The sequence below is a fragment of the Streptomyces sp. NBC_01276 genome, from assembly GCF_041435355.1.
Classification (GTDB): Bacteria; Actinomycetota; Actinomycetes; order Streptomycetales; family Streptomycetaceae; genus Streptomyces.
The window spans coordinates 5,918,164-5,943,884 of sequence record NZ_CP108442.1; the positions used below are offsets into that span (position 1 = coordinate 5,918,164).

Consider the following 25,721-nt stretch of genomic DNA (forward strand, 5'->3'; position numbering starts at 1 on the left):
GCCCTGGGGCCCACCCCCGCCGCGGCCTCAGCGCGGCCGGTCCGGCGGGTGGGGCGGGTGGGGCGGCTTCGGCGGAGGTGGGGTTCCCGGTGGGGGAGGAGGGGTGAAGGGGGGCCGCCGGGGCGGGTGGGCCGGGCGCGCGGGGCGGGGCGGGAGTCCGGTCACGGTCACGTCCCACGAGACCCCGGGGTCCCGGTACGGTCCGGGCCCGCCGGGCCCGCCGGCCGGCGGCTGCGGCGCGGGCCACCCCGCCGGCGCGTCGGGGTCCGGGCCGGGAGCCGGGGTCCCGGCCGGGCCGCGCCGTCCGGCCAGTACCGCTCCCGCCGCGCCGGCCGCCGCGCCCCACGCCGCCCCCAGCACCAGGGCGTACCCCGCCTGCCCCCGCAGCTCGACCCCGGTGTCCACCAGGTCCACCCCGAGCACCGCGAGCGACGCGTCCGCCGACAACCCCGTCAGCCACACCAACCCCGCCAGCGTCACCCCGCTCACCGCACCCAGCCGTACCGCGCACGGCAGGATCCCGCGCACCGGGCTCCGTACGGCCGCCAGCACCCCCGCGTACAGCATCAGCAGCCCCGCCCCCAGCACCAGCAGCCAGACCCGCCCGTCGTACTGCGCCAGCCGGCCCACCGTCACCGGCTCCCACCGCGACACCCCCATCAGCCGGTCGAGCGGATCCGGCAGCAGCCGCCCGAACCCGCCCGACGCCCGCCCCCGCAGCGGTACGAACAGCCCCAGCAGCACCCCCGTCCAGCTCCCGTTGGGCGCCCCCAGCAGTGCCGCCCCCACCACCCGCCCCGGGTGGGCGTCCCGCGCGGCCGCCCACCCCGCCGCCGCCAGGCCGGCCCCCACCGCCACCACCAGCATCGTCACCACCGCCGACACCGCGGGCCGCAGCCGTGCCCACGCCGCCGGACCGCGCCGCGAGGCCAGCAGCGCGACGGCCAGTACCAGTGCCGCCCACGACCCCGCGCCCAGCAGTGTCGGCCCGAGGTCCACCGAGAAGCCCACCCGGGCCCGGGTCCGGACCAGGTCCCCGACCCGGTCCGGCAGCAGGCCCCCGATGTCCCCGATCCCCGGCACCTCCACCCTCACCGGCACGCGGGGCACGGGCAGCCGTCCGCCGTCGAGGGTGACCGCGTCGTGGCCGGCCCACGCCAGCCCGCCCGCGGTACCGGTGAACAGCACGCCCACCACCGCGGCCCGCGCGGCGAGTTCACCCCGGCCCGCACCGGCGCGCACCGAGCGCAGGAACACCAGCCCCAGCACCAGGGCGCCCGTCAGGGTCACCCCCAACGGCATCACGTCCAGGGCGGCCCGGGCGCCGCCCGCCCCCACGCCGAGTCCCGCCCCGAACGCCGTCACGTCCCCGGTCGGCGTCACCGAGCCGCCCACCGCCAGCACCACCACGGCCGCGGTCATCGCCGCCCACGACCCTCCCGCCGCACCGGCGCCCACGAGGCGCAGCCCCAGTGCGGCCACCCCCGCCATCGCGGCCGTCGACCACCCCACGGCGGCGGCCCCGGACAGCAGTACGTCCCCCCAGCGAATGCCGCGCATCCGGTGACCCCCGATCGCTACCGAGCGGTAATCTGCGGGGACGTCCGTCCGGAAGCCGGGCCGAGAAGTCCCCTATCTCACTCTCCGGGTGGCTTTCGACCCCGTCAACGGGCCTGCGCGGACGCCCTCGCAAGGCCCCGATTCCACATGTGGCCGAAGGCCTGAAATAGTTCCCCCGGATGTTCGCCATCCCTAGACTCCCTGGCATCAGGGGGATTCTCGGGGGACCTAAGTGGGGCTGGAGTGCCGGAACTCGTACTGGAATTGAATGGAAGGACCTGGACGCTCGATCCGTCCAGGTCGTACTCGCTGGGGCGTGATCCCCAGGGAGACGTGGTGATCGATGACGCCCGGGTGTCGTGGCGGCACGCCACCATCACCTGGAACGGCCGGGGTTGGGTCATCGAGGACCACGGCAGCACCAACGGCACCTACGTGCACGGTGCGCGGGTCCAGCAGACCGAACTCGTGCCCGGCACGCCGGTCCACCTCGGCAACGCGACCGACGGGCCGCGGCTGAATCCGACCGGTGCCGCCGCACAGCAGCAGGTGCAGCAGCCCGCCTACCAGGCCCCGGTCGCCCAGCAGCAGGCCCCGGCCTACCAGGCCCCGGTCCAGCAGCAGGCCTGGGATCAGCAGCAGCACCAACCGCACCACCAGCAGCCGCAGCACCAGCAGCAGCCGCAGCACCAGCAGCAGCCGCAGCACCAGCAGCAGCCGCAGCACCAGCAGCCGTACGTACCGCAGCAGCAGGGCGGTCCGGCGCAGTCCGCCGCCCCGGCCGCCCACGGCGGGGACCGCAGCCCGACGACGTTCCACCAGATCGCCGTCGGCCACGTCATGCGCATCGGCCGTGCCCTGGAGAACGAGCTCGTCGTCTCCGACCTCCAGGTCTCCCGCCACCACGCGGAGTTCCGCTCCACCGGCGGACGCTTCGAGATCCACGACCTCGGCAGCCACAACGGCACCTACGTCAACGGCCAGCCGCTGCCCAAGTCCGGCAGCACCCTGCTCGGCCCGAACGACATCGTCGGCGTCGGCCACTCCACCTTCCGGATCGTCGGCGACCGCCTTGAGGAGTTCGTCGACACCGGTGACGTCTCCTTCTCGGCCCGCCACCTCACGGTCACGGTCGACGGCGGCAAGCAGATCCTCAAGGACGTCACCTTCGGCGTCCCGGAGAAGTCGCTGATCGGTGTCATCGGCCCCTCCGGCTCGGGCAAGTCGACCCTGCTGAAGGCGCTGACCGGCTACCGGCCCGCCAACGAGGGCGACGTCCTCTACGACAACCGCAACCTGTACAAGCAGTTCGCGGAGCTCCGCCAGCGCATCGGCCTGGTCCCGCAGGACGACATCCTGCACAAGGAACTGAAGGTCAGCACCGCCCTGAAGTACGCGGCCAAGCTCCGCTTCCCGGGCGACACCGCCGAGTCCGAGCGTGCCGCCCGCATCGACGAGGTGCTGCGCGAGCTCAAGCTCGACATCCACAAGGACAAGAAGATCACCTCGCTCTCGGGTGGTCAGCGCAAGCGCGTGTCCGTGGCCCTGGAGCTGCTCACCAAGCCGTCGCTGATCTTCCTGGACGAGCCGACCTCCGGCCTCGACCCGGGCATGGACCGCGACGTCATGCAGCTGCTGCGCGGCCTCGCCGACGACGGCCGCACCGTCCTCGTGGTCACCCACTCCGTCGCCGAGCTGTCGCTCTGCGACAAGCTGCTGGTCATGGCGCCGGGCGGATCCGTCGCCTACTTCGGCCCGCCGGACGAGGCGCTGAACTTCTTCGGCTACACCACCTGGGCCGACGTGTTCTCCGCCTTCGAGAACTACCGCGACTACGACTGGGCCGGCCGCTGGAAGGGCTCGCAGCACTACCAGCTCTACGCCGCCGACCTCGACGCGGTCGCCCCGCAGCAGGTCGCGATGCCGCCGCAGCAGATGATCCCGCCGAAGCCGCAGGGCTGGGGCTCGCAGCTGTGGACGCTGATCCGCCGCTACGTCTCGGTGATCGCCTCCGACAAGGGCTTCCTCGCCCTGATGCTGCTGCTGCCCGCCGTCCTGGGCGTGGTCTCCATCGTGATCCCCGCGAAGTTCGGCCTGGCTCCGCCGACCCCGCCGAGCCGCTTCAACGGCGACGCCGGCACGATCATGCTGATCCTCGCGGTCGGCATGTGCTTCTCGGGCGCGGCCAACTCGGTCCGTGAGCTGATCAAGGAACGCGTCATCTACGAGCGCGAGCGCGCGACCGGCCTGTCCCGGTCGGCGTACCTCATGTCGAAGGTGATCGTCCTCGGCCTGATCACGGCCATCCAGGGCGTGATCATCTGCGCCATCGCCTTCACCCCGCGCAAGCTGCCGGCCGAGGGCCTGTTCATGAACCCGGCCGTCGAGCTCTGCGTCTCGGTCACCGCGCTCGGCTTCACCGCGATGATGTTCGGCCTCGTGATCTCCTCGCTGGTGAAGACCGCCGAGAAGACCATGCCGCTGCTCGTCATGTTCGCGATCGTCCAGGTCGTCTTCACCGGCATCCTGTTCCAGCTGTACGACAAGATCGGCCTGGAGCAGTTCGCCTACCTGATGCCCTCCCGCTGGGCCATCGGCGCCGCCGGCACCACGCTGAACCTGGGCAAGCTCATGGCGCCGTGGGACATGCAGAACCCCACCAACACCGACCCGCTGTGGGACCACACCACCGGCCAGTGGTTCGTGGACATCTTCGTCCTGGTGTCCCTCGGCGTCATCTGCGGCTTCGCGGTGGCCCGGCTGCTGCGCCGCCACGAGCCCGAGGTCATGCGCAAGTAACGCGACCGGCGGGGGGCGCGCCCCCCGCACGCGAACGCCTCAGGGCGGCACCCGGAAGTCCGGGGGCCGCCCTGAGGCGCATGGGGGTACGCGGTGCCTAGTAGGCGCTGTTCACGTTGTCCATCGAGCCGTAGCGGTCGGCGGCGTAGTTGCACGCGGCGACGATGTTCGCGACCGGGTCGTACAGGTCGAACTTGGTGCCCTTGACGTGGTACGCCGCGAAGGTCGGCTGGATGACCTGGAGCAGGCCCTTCGACGGGATGCCGTTCTGGGCGTTGATGTCCCAGTTGTTGATCGCGCGGGGGTTGCCGCTCGACTCGCGCATGATGTTGCGGTGGATGCCGGAGTAGGTGCCCGGGATGCCCTCCTTCTTCATGATGAAGAGGGCTTCCTTGATCCAGCCGTCCAGGTTGTTCGCGAAGATCGGGGTGCGGACCGTGGAACGGCTCGCCGCCGCCTTCTGCTCGCGGTCCTTCTTCGCCTGCGCCTCGGCCTTCGCCTTCGCGGCGTCCTTGGCCTTCTGGTCGGCGACGAGGTGCTGCGCGTTGAGGTTCTGCTTCACCGACTGGCTCCAGGCCACGGGGGCCACGGACACGACGGCCTCCGGCCGCGCCTGGGCGGCACCGTCACCGGCACCGGCCGGGACGAGGGAGAAGGCGAGGGCGGCGGCACCGAGCGTGGCGACACCGGCGAGGGAGAGCTTGTGTGCCTTCGTCAGACGACTGTGACCGGGAGTGCTGGAAGCAGACATGGCGGGGCAACCTCTTCGACGGGGGCACCCCGTGGGGAATCAAGGGGCGGTGCCAGGACAGCGCCGCGAGGATCCGGGATCCGGCGGCGCTGGGCGACGTCGACATTCTTAGCGGCGGCAAAATCGCCTGGCAAAGGTGTGACGTACGATCCCGCTTAGTGGATCAGCCCCGTCGGCCGGAGCCCGGATACGGCCCCCGATGCAAGGCGCGCCCGTACTGACAGCGTCTTTACGCGTCCACTAGGCGGCTTCGTAAGTGATGTGCGTCCTATGCGCGGGCTCACATCGACCTCGCGGCCACCTCACCCAGAGTTGCACCAGCAACGCATGGTGTGACCGGAGTCCGCCCAGAGGAGGGGCAGGCCCCCCGCCGCCTCCTCCTCCGGGTGGACGGGGCAGCCCTCCCACCCCCGCCCTTCGGCCGACCGGCTCCGGCCCCGGTCCTACGCCCGAAGCCCGATCCCGCAGGTCAGGGCCGCCGGTACGGTGGCCCCATGCACAACGGACCCCGCTCGGGACTGGCGGCCGTCAGCAGCGCGCTGCTCGCCATGAGCCGCCGCCTGGAGGTCCACGACGTCCTGCGGACGATCGTCGCCTCCGCCCGGGAACTGCTGGACGCCGAGTACGCGGCCCTGGGCGTCCCGGACGACCACGGGGGCTTCGCCCAGTTCGTCGTGGACGGCATCAGCGAGGAACAGTGGCGCCGCATCGGCCCGCTGCCCCGCCAGCACGGCATCCTCGCCGCGATGCTCCACCAGGAGGAGCCCGAGCGGCTCGCCGACGTGCGCGAGGACCCGCGTTTCGGGGGCTGGCCCGCCGCCCACCCCGACATGTCCGACTTCCTCGGCCTGCCCATCCGGGACGGGGAGGAGACCATCGGCGCCCTCTTCCTCGCGAACAAACGCGGCGGGAGCGGCCCCGGCGGCTTCACCGACGAGGACGAGGAACTCCTCTCCCTCCTCGCCCAGCACGCCGCCATAGCCCTCACCAACGCCCGCCTCTACGAGCGCAGCCGCGAGCTGACCATCGCCGAGGAGCGCTCCCGCCTCGCCCACGAGCTGCACGACGCCGTCAGCCAGAAGCTGTTCTCCCTGCGGCTGACCGCGCAGGCCGCCGCCGCCCTCGTCGACCGGGACCCCGCCCGTGCCAAGGGGGAGCTCCAGGAGGTCGCCGCACTGGCCGCGGAGGCCGCCGACGAGCTGCGCGCCGCCGTCACCGAGCTGCGGCCCGCCGCGCTGGACGAGGACGGCCTCGTCGCCACCCTGCGCAACCACGTCCGCGTCCTGGACCGCGCCCACACCGCGGCCGTCACCTTCACCTGCGACGGCGTACGGGCGCTGCCCGCGTCCCAGGAGGAAGCGCTCCTGCGCGTCGCCCAGGAGGCCCTCCACAACGCCCTGCGCCACTCCGGCGCCGACCGCGTCGAGGTCACCCTCGCCCGCACCCCCGCCGGCGGCGCCCTGCTGCGCGTGCGCGACTGGGGCCGGGGGTTCTCCCCGCCCACCGTCCGCAAGGCGGGCCGCCACCTCGGGCTGGTCTCCATGCGGGACCGCGCGAGCGGGGCCGGAGGCCGCCTCGACGTCCGTTCGGAGCCCGGTCGGGGCACCACGATCGAGATGGAGGTACCCGGTGGCTGAGGTTCCCGGCCGTCACCGCGTCCGCGTCCTGCTGGTCGACGACCACCAGGTGGTCCGGCGCGGCCTGCGCACCTTCCTGGAGGTCCAGGAGGACATCGAGGTGGTCGGCGAGGCCGCCGACGGCGAGGAGGGCATCGCCCGCGCCGAGGAGCTGCGGCCCGACGTGATCCTGATGGACGTCAAGATGCCGGGCACCGACGGCATCGAGGCCCTGCGCAGACTGCGCGGGCTCGCGAACCCGGCACGGGTCCTGATCGTCACCAGCTTCACGGAGCAGCGGACCGTGGTCCCCGCCCTGCGGGCCGGAGCCGCCGGGTACCTCTACAAGGACATCGACCCCGACGCGCTCGCCGGAGCCATCCGCTCCGTGCACGCGGGCCACGTCCTGCTCCAGCCGGAGGTGGCCGAGGCCCTGCTAGCCGCCCAGGACGACCGGCCCGCCGCGGCGGGCCGTCCGGGCGCGCTGACCGACCGCGAGCGGGAGGTCCTCGGCCTGATCGCGGACGGCCGCTCCAACCGCGAGATCGCCAGGGCGCTCGTCCTCTCCGAGAAGACGGTCAAGACGCACGTGTCGAACATCCTGATGAAACTGGACCTCTCCGACCGGACGCAGGCCGCACTGTGGGCGGTCAGACACGGCCTCGCGGACTGACCGGAACGACAATCCCTTCAAGGGAGATTCATACGGTCGGGTGTATGTAGCCCACATGGCGTATCCCCACGGGCCGGGGCGCCGTTCTCCAGCACGTGCCGCGACGGCTGGTCGCGGCAGACGTACTGGAGGACGAGAACGTGAAGAACTTCAAGAAGGCCGCAGCCGCCACCATGATCGCGGGCGGCCTCGTCGCCGCCGGCGCCGGTGTCTCCTCGGCGCACGGCGGTGCGTCCGCGGAGGGCGAGGCCCTGAACTCGCCCGGCGTGGCCTCCGGGAACCTGCTCCAGGTCCCCGTGCACGTCCCCGTGAACGTGGTCGGCAACTCCGTCAACGTGATCGGCCTGCTCAACCCCGCCTTCGGCAACACCGGCGTCAACGCCTGACGCACCCGGCCGGATCCCGCACCCCCCGGGGTGCCGGCCGCACCCCGCAGGCCCCGTTTCCCCCCTTCTCCCCGGGAAGCGGGGCCGTGCCGCGCCCGGCCCGCGCCCGCCCCTGGCTACCGCTGTTCGACCGCCGCGTTGTACGCCGCGACCAGCGCCCGCCGGGCCACCCGCTCCACCGGCCGCAGGGCCTCGGCCCGCGCCGCCATCTCCGAGGCGGCCACCGCACCGCCGTGCCCGTTCTCGTACGCCAGCGACACCATCAGGTCCACCCGCTGCGCCAGCGCCAGCACCCGTACCGCCCGCGCCGGGTACCCCGGCGCCAGCACGTCACGGCCCGCCTCCGCCCGCGCCCGGTACACCGACAGCGCCGCCTCCGCCACCGGACCCGACCCCGCCACGTCCAGCCGGGTCAGCACCACCGTCGCCTCGCGCAGCGCCTCCGCCAGCTCCCGCTCCGCCTCCCCGAGCGAGGGCACGTCCGCCGGCGGGGCCTCCCGCACCGGCAGGCACTGCCACAGCACCGAGACGTGGACGTCACCGGCCGGGCCCGCCTCGGTCACCTCCGGCACCAGACCCAGCGCCGCACCCGCGCACACCACGGCCTCCTCGGCCTCCAGCGCCCGCGCGTTGAACTCCGGCGGCCCGCTCAGCCCCAGCGGATGCCCCGGCGCCGGCAGCGCCACCCGCAGCCCGCTCACCCCCAGCGCACGCAGCCGCCCGAGCGCCAGCGTGAGCCCGACCGGCCCCGCCTCCCCCGGCAGCCCGGCCACCCGGTGCACGGCGTCCTCGCCCACGATCGACAGCGCGGCCTCGTCGGGCGAGACCAGACCGGCCAGCAGAGCGTTCCCCCAGGCGGCCAGCCGCCCTGAACGTGGTTCGAAAAGCATCCCCCCACTCTACGGATCCGGCGCGGGACCCGGCCTGGCGCCCGTGGCCCGCCGAGAGTGGCGTAGGTTTTCCCCTGGGGCCGCGCCTACAGGCGCGCACAGAGAACCGTGACTGCAAGGGGTGACAACACGCTCATGAGCGATGTTCTGGAGCTGGTGGACGTATCCGTGGTCCGCGAGGGCCGGGCTCTGGTGGACCAGGTCTCCTGGTCGGTGAAGGAGGGGGAGCGCTGGGTGATCCTCGGCCCCAACGGCGCCGGCAAGACCACGCTGCTGAACCTCGCCTCCAGCTACCTCTTCCCCACCAAGGGCTCCGCCACCATCCTCGGCAGCACCCTCGGCAAGCCCGGCGCCGACGTCTTCGAGCTGCGCCCGCGCATCGGCGTCGCCGGCATCGCGCTGGCCGACAAGCTCCCGAAGCGGCAGACCGTCCTGCAGACCGTGCTCACCGCCGCCTACGGCATGACCGCCACCTGGCAGGAGGAGTACGAGGAAGTCGACGAGCAGCGCGCCCGCGCCTTCCTCGACCGCCTCGGCATGAGCGACTACCTCGACCGGAAGTTCGGGACCCTCTCCGAGGGCGAGCGCAAGCGCACCCTGATCGCCCGCGCCCTGATGACCGACCCCGAGATGCTCCTCCTCGACGAGCCCGCCGCGGGCCTGGACCTCGGGGGCCGCGAGGACCTCGTACGCCGCCTCGGCCGCCTCGCCCGCGACCCGATGGCCCCGTCGATGGTCATGGTCACGCACCACGTCGAGGAGATCGCCCCCGGCTTCACGCACGTCCTGATGATCCGCCAGGGCAAGGTCGTCACCGCCGGTCCCATCGACCTGGAACTGACCTCGCGCAACCTCTCCCTCTGCTTCGGCCTCCCGCTGGTCGTCGAGCGCAACGACCACGACCGCTGGACCGCGCAGGGCCTGCCGCTGCGCTAGGCGCCGTCGAGCCCCGGTCCGCCGCCGGGCCGGGGCGCGTGCCCCGCGCCCGCGCCCTGTCCGGACGCACCCACCCGACCTACCATGACGATGTGAACATCGACGCGTGGGTGTGGTGGCTCATCGGCGCGGCCGGACTGGGCATCCCGCTCGTCCTGACCGCACTGCCGGAGTTCGGCATGTTCGCCGTCGGCGCGCTCGCGGCCGCCGGCACGGCGGCCCTCGGCGGGGGAGCGGTGGCCCAGGTCCTGGTCTTCGTCATCGTGTCGGTCGCGCTGATCGCCGTCGTCCGGCCGATCGCCAACCGACACCGGAACCAGCGGCCCCAACACCGCAGCGGCATCGAGGCGTTGAAGGGAAGATCCGCCCTCGTCCTCGAACGCGTCGACGGCAGCGGCGGCCGGATCAAGCTCGCGGGCGAGGTCTGGTCCGCCCGCACCCTGGACGTCGACACCAGTTTCGAACCGGGTCAGTCCGTCGACGTGGTCGACATCGACGGGGCGACCGCGGTCGTCATGTGAGCAAGCAGCCCACCCGCGGCCCCGGGGTCTGCGAGACTCCGCTGAACGGGGCAGCACAGACAGCCGGAAGGGCACGGGGAACCGCATGCAACCGATCATCATCGTCCTGATCATCCTGGTGGTTCTGGTCTTCATCGCCCTGGTCAAGACGATCCAGGTGATCCCGCAGGCCAGCGCAGCCATCGTCGAGCGGTTCGGCCGCTACACCCGCACCCTCAACGCGGGCCTCAACATCGTCGTCCCGTTCATCGACTCGATCCGCAACCGGATCGACCTCCGCGAGCAGGTCGTCCCCTTCCCGCCGCAGCCGGTCATCACCCAGGACAACCTGGTCGTCAACATCGACACCGTCATCTACTACCAGGTGACCGACGCCCGCGCCGCGACGTACGAGGTGGCCAGCTACATCCAGGCCATCGAGCAGCTCACCGTCACCACCCTGCGCAACATCATCGGCGGCATGGACCTGGAGCGGACGCTGACCTCCCGCGAGGAGATCAACGCCGCCCTGCGCGGAGTCCTCGACGAGGCCACCGGCAAGTGGGGCATCCGCGTCAACCGCGTCGAGCTCAAGGCGATCGAGCCGCCGACCTCCATCCAGGACTCGATGGAGAAGCAGATGCGCGCCGACCGCGACAAGCGCGCCGCGATCCTCCAGGCCGAAGGCGTCCGCCAGTCCGAGATCCTGCGCGCCGAGGGCGAGAAGCAGTCCTCCATCCTCCGCGCCGAAGGTGAGGCCAAGGCCGCCGCACTGAAGGCCGAGGGCGAGGCCCAGGCCATCCGTACGGTCTTCGAGTCCATCCACGCCGGCGACGCCGACCAGAAGCTCCTCGCCTACCAGTACCTCCAGATGCTCCCGAAGATCGCCGAGGGCGACGCCAACAAGCTCTGGATCGTGCCCAGCGAGATCGGGGACGCCCTCAAGGGACTCTCCGGAGCCATGGGCAACTTCGGCCCCCTGGGCGGCGGTTCGGCCGGCTTCAACCCCCAGGCCCCCGGAAAGGGCGCCCCCGAGGCCGACAGCGCCAAGGACCGCCGGGAACAGCCCCCCATCGACTGACGCCGCCCTCCCCTCGTGCATGATCGGTGAGGCCCCTCGACCTTCATGGCGGGGAGGCGACTCACTCACGCAAAGGGGATGGCTCCGTCCATGTCCATGTCCGTCTGGGAATCACTCGCGGTCTTCGCCGCCGGAATCGGCGCCGGCACCATCAACACCATCGTCGGTTCCGGCACCCTGATCACCTTCCCGGTGCTGCTCGCCACCGGACTGCCCCCGGTCACCGCGAACGTGTCCAACACCCTCGGCCTGGTGCCCGGTTCCCTCAGCGGAGCCTTCGGCTACCGCAAGGAGCTCCGGGGCCAGCGCGCCCGCGTCCTGCGGCTCGGCGCGGTCTCCCTCGTCGGCGGCCTCGCGGGCGCGATCCTGCTCCTCAACCTGCCGTCGGACTCCTTCGACACGATCGTGCCCGTCCTCATCGGCCTGGCACTCGTCCTCGTCGTCCTCCAGCCCCGCCTCGCCGCGGCCGTGCGCCGCCGCCAGGAAGCCGCCGGCGGCGACACCGCCCACCCGGACGGCGGCCCGGCCCTCATGACCGGCATGCTGCTCGCCAGCGCCTACGGGGGCTACTTCGGCGCCGCGCAGGGCGTCCTCTACCTCGGGCTGATGGGCCTCTTCCTCCACGACGACCTGCAACGGATCAACGCCGTCAAGAACATCGTGGCCGCCCTCGTCAACGGCATCGCGGCCGTCTTCTTCCTCTTCGTCGCCGAGTTCGACTGGACGGCCGTGGTCCTCATCGCCGTCGGCTCCACCATCGGCGGCCAGATCGGCGCCAAGGTCGGCCGGCGCCTCCCGCCGACCGTCCTGCGCGCCGTCATCGTGACGGTCGGGATCCTGGCGATCGTCCAGCTCCTCCTCCGCTGAACGGCGTACGAGGAATACGCCGCCCAGCGGACGAGTGGCTCAGGCGCTACGCCCGAGCCACTCGGGCAGCCCGTCCTGCCCGCCCACCCCGAGGGCGAGCAGCATCGCGTCGGCCGGGGACGGGACGAAGGGCTTGCGCAGCAACGGCATCCCCGCCTCCTCAGGAGTCCGAGCCGCTTTGCGGTGGTTGTCCTCCGCGCAGGAGGCCACCGTGTTCAGCCAGGTGTCCCCACCGCCCTGCGCCCTCGGGAGCACGTGGTCCACGGTCGTCGCGCGCTTCCCGCAGTACGCGCACCGGTGTTGGTCCCGGACCAACACCCCCCTCCGTGACCAGGGAGCATGTCTTCGGAACGGCACCCGGACGTACCTGCACAGCCTGATCACCCGAGGCATCGGCAACTCCATGGTGGCCGCACGCACACGCAGCTCGGGATGCGACTGTTCGACCACGGCCTTGTCCTGGAGCACCAGGACCACAGCCCGGTTCAGCGTCACCGTCGACAACGGCTCGAAGCTCGCGTTCAGCACCAGCGTGTCCCGCATCTCGCCCACCTCCCGTGTGCAGGCCCGCGACCACCCCGGCGGCAGGGCCCGCAACCACTCTGGCCGCGCGCGCCACGCGGGACAACGCAATAAAAATGCCCGGTCCTGGCCGTCTTTAGACCAGGACCGGGCGAACACGCGGAGAACGATCAGCGCGTCGGAGCCTCGTACTCACCGATCAGCTGGGCCCGGCCGAGCGCGTGGAACCGCAGATGGAAACCGACGACCGCCGGAGAGGAGTCCTCGTCCGGCCCGAGCTGCTCCCGGTCCACCGCGTACACGGTGAACACGTACCGGTGCCGCTCCCCGCGCGGCGGAGCCGCGCCGCCGAAGTCACGCGTGCCGTAGTCGTTCCGCGCGTGCACGGCACCCTCGGGCAGGCCGGCGAAGTCCCCGCTGCCCGCACCGGCCGGCAGCTCGGTCACCGAGACCGGCAGGTCGAAGAGCACCCAGTGCCAGAACCCGCTGCCCGTCGGGGCGTCCGGGTCGAAGCAGGTCACCGCGAAGCTCTTCGTCCCCTCGGGGAAGCCCTCCCACCGCAGCTGCGGCGAGACGTTCTTGCCCGTCAGGACCTGGGCCGCGTGCAGATCGGCCCCCGGTGCGACGTCGTCGCTCGTCACCGTGAAGGAAGGCACCTCCGGGTGGAAAGCGTGCGGAAGGGGAGCCCTGTTCTGTTCGGCCACTGCTGTACCTCCTGAGGGGAAACGCGTACGGGCGTACGGGCCCGAGCCTAGAACCAGTTGCGCTGCGAACCGACCGACGCGATCCACTGGTTCAGGTACGCGGCCCAGTCCGTTCCCTCGTACGACTGCAGACCCACCTGGAAGCAGCGGTAGGTGTCACTGCCCTCGCTGAACAGGCCCGGCTTCTTGTCCATCTCCAGCACGACGTCCATCTCACGGCCGTCCGAGACGAAGGTCAGCTCCACCTGGTTCAGACCGCGGTACTGCGACGGCGGCAGGAACTCGATCTCCTGGTAGAACGGCAGCGTCTGCCGGGTGCCGCGGATGTGCCCGCGCTCCATGTCCGCGCTGCGGAACGAGAAGCCCAGCTGCCGGAAGGCGTCGAGGATCGCCTGCTGCGCCGGCACCGGGTGCACGTTGATCGGGTCGAGGTCGCCCGCGTCCACCGCGCGCGCGATCTCCAGCTCGGTGCTGACCCCGATGCTCATCCCGTGCAGGTGCTGACCCCCGAAGTGGGTGATCGGCGTCTCCGCCGGGATCTCCAGTCCGAACGGCACCACGTGCAGCGCGCCGGCCTGCACCTGGAAGGCACCGCCGAGGCGCTGCTTGGTGAAGACGATGTCCTGCTTGTACTCGTGGTCGCCGCCCTCCACCTCCACGCGCGCCTGGAGGCCGACAGACAGCCCCTCGATCTGCTGCTCCACGGACCCGCCCTGGATCCGGACCTCGCCCTGCACGATCCCACCCGGCACGACGTTCGGCTCGGTGATGATCGTGTCCACCGAAGCACCACCGGCACCCAGGCTCGCGAACAGCTTCCTGAACCCCATGCTCACATCTCCCCTGATACATATCTAAGGAACTGGCGACTACGTCGCGCCTACCCCATACCAACGCGGAACCTTAGGCCCCGGTTGCACGGGCGCCCGTTCCACTACGCTCGACCGGATGAGCGCGCGCCCCGACCGTACGCCCCTGCCCCGGTCCTTCTTCGACCGGCCGGTCCTCACCGTGGCCCCCGACCTGCTGGGCCGCGTCCTCGTCCGCCGCACGCCGGACGGCCCCGTGGAACTGCGCATCACGGAGGTCGAGGCCTACGAGGGCGCGGCCGACCCGGGCTCCCACGCCTACCGCGGCCGCACCGAGCGCAACGCGTCCATGTTCGGGCCGCCCGGACACGCGTACGTCTACTTCATCTACGGCATGTGGTTCAGCCTCAACCTGGTGTGCGGCCCGCCCGGCCATGCGAGCGGTGTCCTGCTGCGCGCCGGGGAGGTCACGGTGGGCGCAGATCTCGCGGCCAAACGTCGACTTTCCGCCAGGAACCCCCGAGAACTGGCCAAGGGCCCGGCCCGTCTGGCCACGGCCCTCGATGTCGACCGCTCCCTCGACGGTACGGACCTCTGCGCCGGCCCCGATTCCCCGCTGTCCCTCCTCACTGGTACCGCCACCCCGCCCGACCTGGTGAGCAACGGACCCCGCACGGGGGTGGGCGGCGCGGGGGCCGCCCACCCCTACCGCTACTGGCTCACCGGCGACCCGACGGTGAGCCCCTACCGCCCCCACGCACCACGCCGCCGCCCAACTTGACTCGGCCGTGACGTACGCCTAACGTAGTCCGAGCCGCTTGAACGGGGTACTGCCATCGCAGACCCCCAGAACGGCGAAACCACTACCTACGACTTGCCCCTGGCGGGGTCCTTTTCGGCATGCCCGAATTCCCTGCCCCCCGACTCGATTATGAGTCGGAAGGGGAAAGCGCTAACGTAGCGGAGCGCCGAAAGGCACAGACCCTCCAACGGTCACCGAATTCAAATCCAGAACCGGAAACGGCGCGGAAATGATCTGGTAGGGTTGGAATCGCCGGAAAGGGAAAGCGCGAAAGCGCAGAACCTCGAAAGCGCCGAGGAAAATCGGACACGAAAGAGTCTGATAGAGTCGGAAACGCAAGAACAGAACGAAAGCCCGGAGGAAAGCCCGAGAGGGTGAGTACAAAGGAAGCGTCCGTTCCTTGAGAACTCAACAGCGTGCCAAAAATCAACGCCAGAAGTTGATACCCCGTCCACTTCGGTGGATGAGGTTCCTTTGAAAAAGACCTGTGAGGTCGCCTTCGGGTGATGCTTGCAGGCAACCAAACACAGCGAGGACGTTGTGGCGCGTCGGTCATATTCCGACATGACGTGCCCGCTCTAAGTGTGTGTTGACCCGATTACGGGTAAACATTCATGGAGAGTTTGATCCTGGCTCAGGACGAACGCTGGCGGCGTGCTTAACACATGCAAGTCGAACGATGAAGCCCTTCGGGGTGGATTAGTGGCGAACGGGTGAGTAACACGTGGGCAATCTGCCCTTCACTCTGGGACAAGCCCTGGAAACGGGGTCTAATACCGGATAACACTCCTGCCCGCATGGGCGGGGGTTAAAAGCTCCGGCGGTGAAGGATGAGCCCGCGGCCTATCAGCTTGTTGGTGGGGTAATGGCCCACCAAGGCGACGACGGGTAGCCGGCCTGAGAGGGCGACCGGCCACACTGGGACTGAGACACGGCCCAGACTCCTACGGGAGGCAGCAGTGGGGAATATTGCACAATGGGCGAAAGCCTGATGCAGCGACGCCGCGTGAGGGATGACGGCCTTCGGGTTGTAAACCTCTTTCAGCAGGGAAGAAGCGAAAGTGACGGTACCTGCAGAAGAAGCGCCGGCTAACTACGTGCCAGCAGCCGCGGTAATACGTAGGGCGCAAGCGTTGTCCGGAATTATTGGGCGTAAAGAGCTCGTAGGCGGCTTGTCACGTCGGATGTGAAAGCCCGAGGCTTAACCTCGGGTCTGCATTCGATACGGGCTAGCTAGAGTGTGGTAGGGGAGATCGGAATTCCTGGTGTAGCGGTGAAATGCGCAGATATCAGGAGGAACACCGGTGGCGAAGGCGGATCTCTGGGCCATTACTGACGCTGAGGAGCGAAAGCGTGGGGAGCGAACAGGATTAGATACCCTGGTAGTCCACGCCGTAAACGTTGGGAACTAGGTGTTGGCGACATTCCACGTCGTCGGTGCCGCAGCTAACGCATTAAGTTCCCCGCCTGGGGAGTACGGCCGCAAGGCTAAAACTCAAAGGAATTGACGGGGGCCCGCACAAGCGGCGGAGCATGTGGCTTAATTCGACGCAACGCGAAGAACCTTACCAAGGCTTGACATATACCGGAAAGCATTAGAGATAGTGCCCCCCTTGTGGTCGGTATACAGGTGGTGCATGGCTGTCGTCAGCTCGTGTCGTGAGATGTTGGGTTAAGTCCCGCAACGAGCGCAACCCTTGTCCTGTGTTGCCAGCATGCCCTTCGGGGTGATGGGGACTCACAGGAGACCGCCGGGGTCAACTCGGAGGAAGGTGGGGACGACGTCAAGTCATCATGCCCCTTATGTCTTGGGCTGCACACGTGCTACAATGGCCGGTACAATGAGCTGCGATACCGTGAGGTGGAGCGAATCTCAAAAAGCCGGTCTCAGTTCGGATTGGGGTCTGCAACTCGACCCCATGAAGTCGGAGTCGCTAGTAATCGCAGATCAGCATTGCTGCGGTGAATACGTTCCCGGGCCTTGTACACACCGCCCGTCACGTCACGAAAGTCGGTAACACCCGAAGCCGGTGGCCCAACCCGTAAGGGAGGGAGCTGTCGAAGGTGGGACTGGCGATTGGGACGAAGTCGTAACAAGGTAGCCGTACCGGAAGGTGCGGCTGGATCACCTCCTTTCTAAGGAGCATATAGCCGACTGCGATCGAATGAATCGCACGGTTGCTCATGGGTGGAACGTTGATTATTTGGCACGGTTTCCAGAACATCCTGTAAGTACTGCTTCGGCGTGGAAAACAGTGATAGTCGAGGGGATCGTGCCTGGCACGTTGTTGGGTATCTGAGGGTACGGCCGTAAGGTCTTATCTTCGCGATGCCGGCCCCAGTGAACCTGGTCCTTAGGGATGAGGGTGATGGGTGGCTGGTCGTTGCTTGAGAACTACACAGTGGACGCGAGCATCTGTGGCCAAGTTTTTAAGGGCGCACGGTGGATGCCTTGGCACCAGGAACCGATGAAGGACGTGAGAGGCCGCGATAGGCCCCGGGGAGCTGCCAACTGAGCTTTGATCCGGGGGTGTCCGAATGGGGAAACCCGGCAGTCGTCATGGGCTGTCACCCATGCCTGAACACATAGGGCATGTGGAGGGAACGAGGGGAAGTGAAACATCTCAGTACCCTCAGGAAGAGAAAACAACCGTGATTCCGGGAGTAGTGGCGAGCGAAACCGGATGAGGCCAAACCGTATGCGTGTGATACCCGGCAGGGGTTGCGCATACGGGGTTGTGGGAATTCTTTTGATCGGTCTGCCGGCCGGTCGGCGAGTCAGAAACCGTTGATGTAGTCGAAGGACATGCGAAAGGTCCGGCGTAGAGGGTAAGACCCCCGTAGACGAAACATCAGCGGCTTGCTTAAGAATCTCCCAAGTAGCACGGGGCCCGAGAAATCCCGTGTGAATCTGGCGGGACCACCCGCTAAGCCTAAATATTCCCTGGTGACCGATAGCGGATAGTACCGTGAGGGAATGGTGAAAAGTACCGCGGGAGCGGAGTGAAATAGTACCTGAAACCGTGTGCCTACAAGCCGTGGGAGCGTCGCTCATTGGGTTTACCCAATGGGTCGTGACTGCGTGCCTTTTGAAGAATGAGCCTGCGAGTTAGCGGTGTGTAGCGAGGTTAACCCGTGTGGGGAAGCCGTAGCGAAAGCGAGTCCGAATAGGGCGATTGAGTTGCACGCTCTAGACCCGAAGCGGAGTGATCTAGCCATGGGCAGGTTGAAGCGGAGGTAAGACTTCGTGGAGGACCGAACCCACCAGGGTTGAAAACCTGGGGGATGACCTGTGGTTAGGGGTGAAAGGCCAATCAAACTCCGTGATAGCTGGTTCTCCCCGAAATGCATTTAGGTGCAGCGTCGTGTGTTTCTTGCCGGAGGTAGAGCACTGGATAGGCGATGGGCCCTACCGGGTTACTGACCTTAGCCAAACTCCGAATGCCGGTAAGTGAGAGCACGGCAGTGAGACTGTGGGGGATAAGCTCCATGGTCGAGAGGGAAACAGCCCAGAGCATCGACTAAGGCCCCTAAGCGTACGCTAAGTGGGAAAGGATGTGGAGTCGCAGAGACAACCAGGAGGTTGGCTTAGAAGCAGCCACCCTTGAAAGAGTGCGTAATAGCTCACTGGTCAAGTGATTCCGCGCCGACAATGTAGCGGGGCTCAAGCGTACCGCCGAAGTCGTGTCATTGCAGCAATAGGGCCAACGCCCGCTGTGATGGGTAGGGGAGCGTCGTGTGCCGGGTGAAGCAGCAGCGGAAGCTAGTTGTGGACGGTTCACGAGTGAGAATGCAGGCATGAGTAGCGATACACACGTGAGAAACGTGTGCGCCGATTGACTAAGGGTTCCTGGGTCAAGCTGATCTGCCCAGGGTAAGTCGGGACCTAAGGCGAGGCCGACAGGCGTAGTCGATGGACAACCGGTTGATATTCCGGTACCCGCTTTGAAACGCCCAATATCGAATCAGGCGATGCTAAGTCCGTGAAGCCGTTCCGGACCCTTCGGGGAAAGGAAAGTGGTGGAGCCGACGAACCAGACTTGTAGTAGGTAAGCGATGGGGTGACGCAGGAAGGTAGTCCAGCCCGGGCGGTGGTTGTCCCGGGGTAAGGGTGTAGGCCGAGGGGTAGGCAAATCCGTCCCTCATTAAGGCTGAGACCTGATGCCGAGCCGATTGTGGTGAAGTGGATGATCCTATGCTGTCGAGAAAAGCCTCTAGCGAGTTTCATGGCGGCCCGTACCCTAAACCGACTCAGGTGGTCAGGTAGAGAATACCGAGGCGTTCGGGTGAACTATGGTTAAGGAACTCGGCAAAATGCCCCCGTAACTTCGGGAGAAGGGGGGCCATCACTGGTGATCGGACTTGCTCCGTGAGCTGGGGGTGGCCGCAGAGACCAGCGAGAAGCGACTGTTTACTAAAAACACAGGTCCGTGCGAAGCCGTAAGGCGATGTATACGGACTGACGCCTGCCCGGTGCTGGAACGTTAAGGGGACCGGTTAGTGACCTTTCGGGGTTGCGAAGCTGAGAACTTAAGCGCCAGTAAACGGCGGTGGTAACTATAACCATCCTAAGGTAGCGAAATTCCTTGTCGGGTAAGTTCCGACCTGCACGAATGGCGTAACGACTTCTCGACTGTCTCAACCATAGGCCCGGTGAAATTGCACTACGAGTAAAGATGCTCGTTTCGCGCAGCAGGACGGAAAGACCCCGGGACCTTTACTACAGTTTGATATTGGTGTTCGGTTCGGCTTGTGTAGGATAGGTGGGAGACTTTGAAGCCGTGACGCCAGTCATGGTGGAGTCGCCGTTGAAATACCACTCTGGTCGTGCTGGATGTCTAACCTCGGTCCGTGATCCGGATCAGGGACAGTGTCTGATGGGTAGTTTAACTGGGGCGGTTGCCTCCCAAAGGGTAACGGAGGCGCCCAAAGGTTCCCTCAGCCTGGTTGGCAATCAGGTGTTGAGTGTAAGTGCACAAGGGAGCTTGACTGTGAGACCGACGGGTCGAGCAGGGACGAAAGTCGGGACTAGTGATCCGGCGGTGGCTTGTGGAAGCGCCGTCGCTCAACGGATAAAAGGTACCCCGGGGATAACAGGCTGATCTTCCCCAAGAGTCCATATCGACGGGATGGTTTGGCACCTCGATGTCGGCTCGTCGCATCCTGGGGCTGGAGTCGGTCCCAAGGGTTGGGCTGTTCGCCCATTAAAGCGGTACGCGAGCTGGGTTTAGAACGTCGTGAGACAGTTCGGTCCCTATCCGCTGTGCGCGTAGGAATATTGAGAAGGGCTGTCCCTAGTACGAGAGGACCGGGACGGACGAACCTCTGGTGTGCCAGTTGTCCTGCCAAGGGCATGGCTGGTTGGCTACGTTCGGGAGGGATAACCGCTGAAAGCATCTAAGCGGGAAGCCTGCTTCAAGATGAGTATTCCCACCTCCTTGAGAGGGTAAGGCTCCCAGTAGACGACTGGGTTGATAGGCCAGATGTGGAAGCCCGGTAACGGGTGGAGCTGACTGGTACTAATAGGCCGAGGGCTTGTCCTCAGTTGCTCGCGTCCACTGTGTTAGTTCTGAAGCAACGAACGGTTGCTGGTTTCTAGAGCTAGAACACAACTACAGAGTGTGCTTGTTCGCTCGAAACCGATAGGGTTTCGGTGGTCATAGCGTTAGGGAAACGCCCGGTTACATTCCGAACCCGGAAGCTAAGCCTTTCAGCGCCGATGGTACTGCAGGGGGGACCCTGTGGGAGAGTAGGACGCCGCCGAACAATCTTTCAAAGGACCCTTGGTCCAGCGTTCAACGCTGGACCAAGGGTCCTTTTTGTTTTTCACCTCTTTACGCCGAAGCGCGGCCATGGGTTGGTTGCGCGAGAATGACTAGCGGTACCCCGAAGACAGGAGTCACACCCATGTCCAACTCTCCCGACGATCGTCCGGAGCGCGAGCCTCGTCGCAACGACGGCGGTGACAGGGGCGGCTACCGCGGGGGCCGTGACGACCGTGGCGGTGACCGCGGTGGCTTCCGCCGCGACGACCGCGGTGGCCGTCCGACCGGTGGTGGCGGCGGTTTCCGCCGTGACGACCGTGGTGGGCGCCCCGCCGGCGACCGTCCCAGCGGCGGCGGCTTCCGTGGTCGTGACGACCGCGGTGGCGACCGTCCCAGCTACCCGCGCCGTGACGACGACCGTGGCGGCCGTCCCACCGGTGGTGGCGGCGGTTTCCGTGGCGGTCGTGACGACCGTGGTGGCGACCGTCCCTCGTACCCGCGTCGCGAGGACCGTCCCAGCTACCCGCGCCGTGATGACGACCGTGGCGGCCGTCCCGTCAGCGGTGGCTTCCGTGGCGGCCGCGACGACCGTGGCGGCGACCGCCCGTCCTACCCCCGTCGTGATGACGACCGTGGTGGGCGTCCGTCCTACCCGCGTCGTGACGACGAGCGCGGTGGTTTCCGCGGCGGTCGTGATGACCGTGGTGGCGACCGTCCCTCGTACCCGCGTCGTGACGATGACCGTGGCGGTTTCCGCGGTGGCCGTGATGACCGTGGTGGCGACCGTCCGTCGTACCCGCGTCGCGACGACCGTGGTGGGGACCGTCCCTCGTACCCGCGTCGTGACGATGACCGTGGTGGTTTCCGTGGCGGTCGTGACGACCGTGGCGGCGACCGTCCGTCGTACCCGCGTCGTGATGACCGTGGTGGGGACCGTCCGTCGTTCCGTCGTGATGACGACCGTGGTGGGCGTCCGTCCTACCCGCGTCGTGACGACGAGCGCGGTGGTTTCCGCGGTGGCCGTGACGACCGTGGCGGCGACCGTCCGTCCTACCCGCGTCGCGACGACCGTGGCGGCGACCGTCCCTCGTACCCGCGTCGTGACGATGACCGTGGTGGTTTCCGTGGCGGTCGTGACGACCGTGGTGGCGACCGTCCGTCGTACCCGCGTCGTGATGACCGTGGTGGGGACCGTCCGTCGTTCCGTCGTGATGACGACCGTGGTGGGCGTCCGTCCTACCCGCGTCGTGACGACGAGCGCGGTGGTTTCCGTGGCGGTCGTGACGACCGTGGTGGCGACCGTCCGTCGTACCCGCGTCGTGATGACCGTGGTGGGGACCGTCCGTCGTTCCGTCGTGATGACGACCGTGGTGGGCGTCCGTCCTACCCGCGTCGTGACGACGAGCGCGGTGGTTTCCGTGGCGGTCGTGACGACCGTGGTGGCGACCGTCCGTCGTACCCGCGCCGTGACGACCGTGGCGGCGACCGCGGTGGAGACCGTGGTGGGTTCCGTGGTGGTCGCGATGACCGTGGTGGCTACCGTGGTCGCGATGACCGTGGCGGCGACCGCGACTTCCGCGCCGACCGCGACCCGGTCAAGCGGCTCCCGATCGACGACGACGTCACCGGGCACGAGATCGACGCCGACGTGCGTCAGGAGCTCCTGAGCCTGCCCAAGGGCCTGGCCGAGGAGGTCTCGCGCAACCTGGTCATGGTGGCCCGGCTCATCGACGAGGACCCGGAGCAGGCGTACGCGTACGCCCGCATCGCCCTGCGTCTGGCCTCCCGCGTCGCCGCCGTCCGTGAGGCCGCCGGCTTCGCCGCGTACGCCACGCAGAAGTACAGCGAGGCCCTCGCGGAGTTCCGCGCCTCCAAGCGGATGACCGGCTCCGTCGAGCTGTGGCCCGTCATGGCCGACTGCGAGCGCGGCCTCGGCCGTCCGGAGCGGGCCCTGGCCATGGCCGGCGAGCCCGAGGTGCAGAAGCTGGACAAGGCCGGCCAGGTCGAGATGCGCCTCGTCGCGGCCGGTGCCCGCCGGGACATGGGCGAGCTCGACGCCGCCATCGTGACCCTGCAGAGCCCGGAGCTGGCCTCCAACAGCGTCCAGCCCTGGACCGCGCGCCTGCGCTACGCCTACGCCGACGCCCTGCTGGCCGCCGGCCGTGAGGACGAGGCCCGCGAGTGGTTCGCGAAGACCCTGGAGGCCGACAAGGACGGGGCGACCGACGCCTCGGACCGCCTGGCCGAGATCGACGGGGTCGAGTTCGTCGACGCCGCCGTCGAGGAGGAGGAAGAGGCAGCGGACCTCGCTGACGACCTCGACCTCGACGAGGACGACGAGGACGAGGACGAGGCCGAGGTGGCCGCCGCCGAGCGGGCCACCGACCAGGCCGAGTACTACGACGAGGACGACGAGGAGTACGAGCCCCTCGACGAGGCCGACGTCGACGCGACCGACGAGATCGTGGTCGTCGAGGACGACGAGCGCGACAAGGCGTAAGCCGTGACGAAAGGGCGGCACCCCCTCGGGGGTGCCGCCCTTTCGCATGTCCGGAGCCGTGAGCCCCCGGTCAGTCCACGCTGCGCAGGACCAGCCCGGTGGCCGGCTTCGGGCCGAAGGAGGTCGACTTCCGGGGCATCGTGACGCCCTGGCGGGCCAGGTCCCGGACCACCGCCTCCCGTACGGGGTGCAGCAGGACGGCCGTGCCGCCGTGGCGTTCGGCCATGGCGACGGTGGCGGGGGCGTCGTGGATGTACGTGATCTGGTCGGGGGCGTCCGGGATCTGCCACAGCGCGTCGAGCAGGGTCGCGTGCAGCACGGTCGCGTCCAGTCGGCGCCAGGCCTCGGGCCGGTCGTGGCGGACGGTCCGCTCGATGAGGGCCGGGTCCGGGTCGGTGACCAGGTGGAAGGTGCCGTCGCCGGTGAGCAGGAAGGCGTTGCCGCGTTCCGAGGCGTCGGCGAGGGCCTCCAGGGCCAGCGGGAGCGGGCCGTCGACCGGGCGGACCCGGAAGGAGCCGTCGAGGGCGGCCAGCGCGCGCGACAGCGGCAGCCGGCGCAGCATCCGGTGGATGGCGCGGACCTGGAGCGGGTAGCGGGCGGTGTCCACGAGCAGGACCAGGCCGAAGTCCCAGGGGGTGGGCGAGCCGTGCTCCTGCTGGAGGCGCAGGTACGTGGCCCAGCGGTGGTGGCCGTCGGCGATCAGGGCCTGGCGGTGGCCGAGGTCGGCGGTGACGGCGGCCAGCTCGTCGGGGTCGGTGATGGCCCACAGGCTGTGGCAGAAGCCGTCCTCGGTGACGGTCGACAGCAGCGGGGGCCGACGGGCGGCGGTGGCCTCGACGACCGCGGCCGCTCCCGTGCCGGGGCCGTCGCCCAGGTACGTGAGGAGGAGGGGTTCGAGGTTGGCCGACGTGGCGCGCATCAGGCCCGCCCGGTCGGTGACCACGTCCGGCATGACGTCCTCGTGGGGCAGGACGATGCCGGCCCCGGCGTCGGACAGGGCGAGGGCGCCGATGATGCCGCGCTGGAGGACCCCGGCCTTGCGCTGCTCGTAGACGTAGAGCGCGGGCCGCGGGTCGGCGCTGAGGATGCCCTCGGCGAGCCAGTCGCGGAGGGTGCGGGCGGCCTGTTCGTTGCGTGCGGCCGGGGTCTCGGCCTGCGGCAGGATCAGCCGCACGATGTTGTGCGGATCGGCGGATTCGAGGTAGTCGACTCCGTCGGGGCGCACGACCACGTCGTACGGCGGGGAGGTCACGGCGGCGAGGCTGCCGACGCGCTGCGGGACGTAGCGCAGTCCGTGGAAGGGGATCAGGCGCAGCCCGTGCTCCGCGTTGCCAGGTGTGGTCATTGGTGCATGGTAAGACCCGTCTCGCGATGCGGGATGATCGGGTGAAGGACCGGGACCGGCGCAAAATCGGACAAGATCGATCCAAAGAAGCCCTGGAAGTACGCGGGGCGCGGAATCAGCGAATGAGGAGCGGCCAGATGACCCCGCAGAGCAGGACCACCCCCGCCGGCAGTCAGCGCGGTCTCCACCAGGCCTACGACACGGCTCTGCTGGACCTGGACGGGGTGGTGTACGCGGGCGGTCTGGCCGTCGCGCACGCCGTGGAGTCACTCGCCGCGGCCCGGGCCGCGGGGATGCACCTCGCGTACGTCACCAACAACGCGCTGCGCACCCCGGACGCCGTCGCCGGGCACCTGGCTGAGCTCGGCATCCCGACGGATCCGGCCGAGGTGATCACCTCCGCGCAGGCGGTGGCCCGGCTGATCGCGGAGCAGGTGGAGCCGGGGTCGAAGGTGCTGGTGATCGGCGGCGAGGGGCTGCGGGTCGCGCTGCGCGAGCGGGGGCTGGTGCCGGTGGACTCGGCCGAGGAGGAGGGGCTGGCGGCCGTCGTGCAGGGGTACGGGGGGCCGGACCTGGCGTGGGGGCGGTTCGCGGAGGCGGCGTACGCGGTCAACCGCGGGGTGCCGTGGTTCGCGTCGAACACCGACCTGACGATCCCGGGGGCGCGGGGGATCGCGCCCGGCAACGGGGCCGCCGTGGAGGTCGTACGGATCGCGACGGGAGCGGAGCCGCAGGTGGCGGGGAAGCCGCTGCCCCCGATGCACCGGGAGACGGTGCTGCGGACCGGGGCGGAGCGGCCGCTGGTGGTGGGGGACCGGCTGGACACCGACATCGAGGGCGCCTTCAACGGGGAGGTGGACTCGCTGCTGGTGCTGACCGGGGTGACGGACGCGGCGCAGCTGCTGCGGGCCGTGCCGAAGCACCGGCCGACGTACGTGGACCGGGACCTGCGCGGGCTGCTGACCGGGCAGCCGGAGGTGGAGCCGGCCGGGGACGGCTTCCGCTGCGGCGGGTGGACGGCGGTCGCGCTGGACGACGTACTGGAGCTGCGGGGCGAGGGGGAGGCCCTGGACGGGCTGCGGGCGCTGTGCGCGGCGGCGTGGACGCGGGCGGGGGAGGGCTCTTGCGCGCTGGACGCGGGGAAGGCCCTGGACCTGCTGGGGCTCCAGGGGTTCCAGGGGCTTGAGGGGGCATAGCGCCGCAGGACCGTCGGGC

The 25,721-nt window shown here is 68.8% G+C and carries 19 protein-coding genes and 3 rRNA genes; 14 read left to right on the top strand and 8 right to left on the bottom strand.

The annotated features are described in order from the left end of the window. Positions 1-27: 27 nt before the first annotated feature. Entirely contained in the window at positions 28-1,560 is a 1,533-nt protein-coding gene (locus tag OG295_RS26645) for a streptophobe family protein (protein ID WP_371679175.1), read from the bottom strand. A gap of 243 nt (positions 1,561-1,803) precedes the next feature. Between OG295_RS26645 and OG295_RS26650 the strand changes: the two genes are divergently transcribed. Beyond that, on the top strand, positions 1,804-4,359 hold the full coding sequence (locus OG295_RS26650; RefSeq protein ID WP_371679176.1) for an FHA domain-containing protein: 2,556 nt from the start codon (positions 1,804-1,806) through the stop codon (positions 4,357-4,359). A 97-nt stretch (positions 4,360-4,456) separates the two neighbouring features. On the opposite strand, the gene OG295_RS26655 is transcribed toward OG295_RS26650, so the two are convergent. Continuing rightward, the gene (locus OG295_RS26655; protein ID WP_371679177.1) at positions 4,457-5,110 is read right to left on the bottom strand and encodes a transglycosylase SLT domain-containing protein; all 654 of its coding nucleotides are present in this window, start codon (positions 5,108-5,110) and stop codon (positions 4,457-4,459) included. A 494-nt stretch (positions 5,111-5,604) separates the two neighbouring features. On the opposite strand from OG295_RS26655, the gene OG295_RS26660 reads away from it, so the two are divergent. The 3 genes from OG295_RS26660 (at position 5,605) to OG295_RS26670 (ending at position 7,785) form a co-directional block, all read left to right on the top strand. Next, positions 5,605-6,747: a GAF domain-containing sensor histidine kinase gene (locus OG295_RS26660; RefSeq protein ID WP_371679178.1), complete on the top strand. Its 1,143-nt coding sequence runs from the start codon at positions 5,605-5,607 to the stop codon at positions 6,745-6,747. Next, positions 6,740-7,399, top strand: coding sequence for a response regulator transcription factor (locus OG295_RS26665; RefSeq protein ID WP_266838316.1), 660 nt, complete (start codon positions 6,740-6,742; stop codon positions 7,397-7,399). The genes OG295_RS26660 and OG295_RS26665 overlap by 8 nt, the downstream gene beginning before the upstream one ends. A gap of 140 nt (positions 7,400-7,539) precedes the next feature. After that, complete coding sequence (locus tag OG295_RS26670) at positions 7,540-7,785, top strand: chaplin (protein ID WP_371681316.1); 246 nt, start codon at positions 7,540-7,542, stop codon at positions 7,783-7,785. 116 nt (positions 7,786-7,901) lie between these two features. Here OG295_RS26670 and OG295_RS26675 read toward each other — a convergent pair whose 3' ends face one another. After that, a complete protein-coding gene (locus OG295_RS26675; protein ID WP_371679179.1) occupies positions 7,902-8,675 on the bottom strand; it encodes a hypothetical protein in 774 nt (257 codons plus the stop codon). 135 nt (positions 8,676-8,810) lie between these two features. On the opposite strand from OG295_RS26675, the gene OG295_RS26680 reads away from it, so the two are divergent. The 4 genes from OG295_RS26680 to OG295_RS26695 all read left to right on the top strand — a co-directional run bounded on the left by OG295_RS26680 (position 8,811) and on the right by OG295_RS26695 (position 12,059). Continuing rightward, positions 8,811-9,611: an ABC transporter ATP-binding protein gene (locus OG295_RS26680; protein WP_371679180.1), complete on the top strand. Its 801-nt coding sequence runs from the start codon at positions 8,811-8,813 to the stop codon at positions 9,609-9,611. A gap of 92 nt (positions 9,612-9,703) precedes the next feature. Next, on the top strand, positions 9,704-10,132 hold the full coding sequence (locus OG295_RS26685) for an NfeD family protein (RefSeq protein WP_371679181.1): 429 nt from the start codon (positions 9,704-9,706) through the stop codon (positions 10,130-10,132). 85 nt (positions 10,133-10,217) lie between these two features. After that, positions 10,218-11,192: an SPFH domain-containing protein gene (locus OG295_RS26690; protein ID WP_371679182.1), complete on the top strand. Its 975-nt coding sequence runs from the start codon at positions 10,218-10,220 to the stop codon at positions 11,190-11,192. A gap of 90 nt (positions 11,193-11,282) precedes the next feature. Then, complete coding sequence (locus OG295_RS26695) at positions 11,283-12,059, top strand: sulfite exporter TauE/SafE family protein (protein ID WP_371679183.1); 777 nt, start codon at positions 11,283-11,285, stop codon at positions 12,057-12,059. A 39-nt stretch (positions 12,060-12,098) separates the two neighbouring features. Here the strand turns inward: OG295_RS26695 and OG295_RS26700 are convergent, their stop codons facing one another. From OG295_RS26700 to OG295_RS26710, 3 genes are all read right to left on the bottom strand, one after another. Continuing rightward, a complete protein-coding gene (locus OG295_RS26700) occupies positions 12,099-12,602 on the bottom strand; it encodes an HNH endonuclease (protein ID WP_030233558.1) in 504 nt (167 codons plus the stop codon). Between the two features lie 149 nt (positions 12,603-12,751). Next, a complete protein-coding gene (locus OG295_RS26705; protein WP_371679184.1) occupies positions 12,752-13,285 on the bottom strand; it encodes a YbhB/YbcL family Raf kinase inhibitor-like protein in 534 nt (177 codons plus the stop codon). A 47-nt stretch (positions 13,286-13,332) separates the two neighbouring features. Then, positions 13,333-14,115, bottom strand: coding sequence for a sporulation protein (locus OG295_RS26710; RefSeq protein ID WP_371679185.1), 783 nt, complete (start codon positions 14,113-14,115; stop codon positions 13,333-13,335). Positions 14,116-14,233: 118 nt separating this feature from the next. Here OG295_RS26710 and OG295_RS26715 point away from each other — a divergent pair, with 118 nt between their 5' ends. The 4 genes from OG295_RS26715 (at position 14,234) to rrf (ending at position 20,662) form a co-directional block, all read left to right on the top strand. Continuing rightward, positions 14,234-14,875 (top strand): DNA-3-methyladenine glycosylase, encoded by a 642-nt coding sequence (locus tag OG295_RS26715; RefSeq protein ID WP_371679186.1) that lies wholly within the window; start codon positions 14,234-14,236, stop codon positions 14,873-14,875. A 632-nt stretch (positions 14,876-15,507) separates the two neighbouring features. Beyond that, positions 15,508-17,032: ribosomal RNA gene (locus tag OG295_RS26720) — 16S ribosomal RNA — on the top strand. A gap of 284 nt (positions 17,033-17,316) precedes the next feature. Further along, positions 17,317-20,439: ribosomal RNA gene (locus OG295_RS26725) — 23S ribosomal RNA — on the top strand. Positions 20,440-20,545: 106 nt separating this feature from the next. After that, positions 20,546-20,662, top strand: a 5S ribosomal RNA gene (rrf, locus tag OG295_RS26730). The 16S, 23S and 5S rRNA genes sit together here, the layout of an rRNA operon. Before the next feature lie 60 nt (positions 20,663-20,722). Here rrf and OG295_RS26735 read toward each other — a convergent pair. Then, positions 20,723-22,294, bottom strand: coding sequence for a hypothetical protein (locus OG295_RS26735; RefSeq protein ID WP_371679187.1), 1,572 nt, complete (start codon positions 22,292-22,294; stop codon positions 20,723-20,725). A 15-nt stretch (positions 22,295-22,309) separates the two neighbouring features. On the opposite strand from OG295_RS26735, the gene OG295_RS26740 reads away from it, so the two are divergent. Further along, positions 22,310-23,161 carry a hypothetical protein gene (locus tag OG295_RS26740; protein ID WP_371679188.1) on the top strand — a complete coding sequence of 284 codons (852 nt, stop codon included), beginning with the start codon at positions 22,310-22,312 and terminating at the stop codon, positions 23,159-23,161. A gap of 70 nt (positions 23,162-23,231) precedes the next feature. Here OG295_RS26740 and OG295_RS26745 read toward each other — a convergent pair whose 3' ends face one another. Continuing rightward, positions 23,232-24,506 carry a DUF1015 family protein gene (locus OG295_RS26745; protein ID WP_371679189.1) on the bottom strand — a complete coding sequence of 425 codons (1,275 nt, stop codon included), beginning with the start codon at positions 24,504-24,506 and terminating at the stop codon, positions 23,232-23,234. Positions 24,507-24,643: 137 nt separating this feature from the next. Here OG295_RS26745 and OG295_RS26750 point away from each other — a divergent pair, with 137 nt between their 5' ends. Next, a complete protein-coding gene (locus tag OG295_RS26750) occupies positions 24,644-25,702 on the top strand; it encodes an HAD hydrolase-like protein (protein WP_371679190.1) in 1,059 nt (352 codons plus the stop codon). Positions 25,703-25,721: the final 19 nt, after the last annotated feature.

What these genes read in the sequence shown, in the direction of transcription:
- OG295_RS26715 (WP_371679186.1), top strand. Translation starts at nt 14,234, where the DNA reads ATGAGCGCGCGCCCCGACCGTACGCCCCTGCCCCGGTCCTTCTTCGAC.
- OG295_RS26690 (WP_371679182.1), top strand. Translation starts at nt 10,218, where the DNA reads ATGCAACCGATCATCATCGTCCTGATCATCCTGGTGGTTCTGGTCTTC.
- OG295_RS26745 (WP_371679189.1), bottom strand. Translation starts at nt 24,506, where the DNA reads ATGACCACACCTGGCAACGCGGAGCACGGGCTGCGCCTGATCCCCTTC.
- OG295_RS26680 (WP_371679180.1), top strand. Translation starts at nt 8,811, where the DNA reads ATGAGCGATGTTCTGGAGCTGGTGGACGTATCCGTGGTCCGCGAGGGC.
- OG295_RS26750 (WP_371679190.1), top strand. Translation starts at nt 24,644, where the DNA reads ATGACCCCGCAGAGCAGGACCACCCCCGCCGGCAGTCAGCGCGGTCTC.
- OG295_RS26660 (WP_371679178.1), top strand. Translation starts at nt 5,605, where the DNA reads ATGCACAACGGACCCCGCTCGGGACTGGCGGCCGTCAGCAGCGCGCTG.
- OG295_RS26695 (WP_371679183.1), top strand. Translation starts at nt 11,283, where the DNA reads ATGTCCATGTCCGTCTGGGAATCACTCGCGGTCTTCGCCGCCGGAATC.
- OG295_RS26675 (WP_371679179.1), bottom strand. Translation starts at nt 8,675, where the DNA reads ATGCTTTTCGAACCACGTTCAGGGCGGCTGGCCGCCTGGGGGAACGCT.
- OG295_RS26710 (WP_371679185.1), bottom strand. Translation starts at nt 14,115, where the DNA reads ATGGGGTTCAGGAAGCTGTTCGCGAGCCTGGGTGCCGGTGGTGCTTCG.
- OG295_RS26655 (WP_371679177.1), bottom strand. Translation starts at nt 5,110, where the DNA reads ATGTCTGCTTCCAGCACTCCCGGTCACAGTCGTCTGACGAAGGCACAC.
- OG295_RS26700 (WP_030233558.1), bottom strand. Translation starts at nt 12,602, where the DNA reads ATGCGGGACACGCTGGTGCTGAACGCGAGCTTCGAGCCGTTGTCGACG.
- OG295_RS26645 (WP_371679175.1), bottom strand. Translation starts at nt 1,560, where the DNA reads ATGCGCGGCATTCGCTGGGGGGACGTACTGCTGTCCGGGGCCGCCGCC.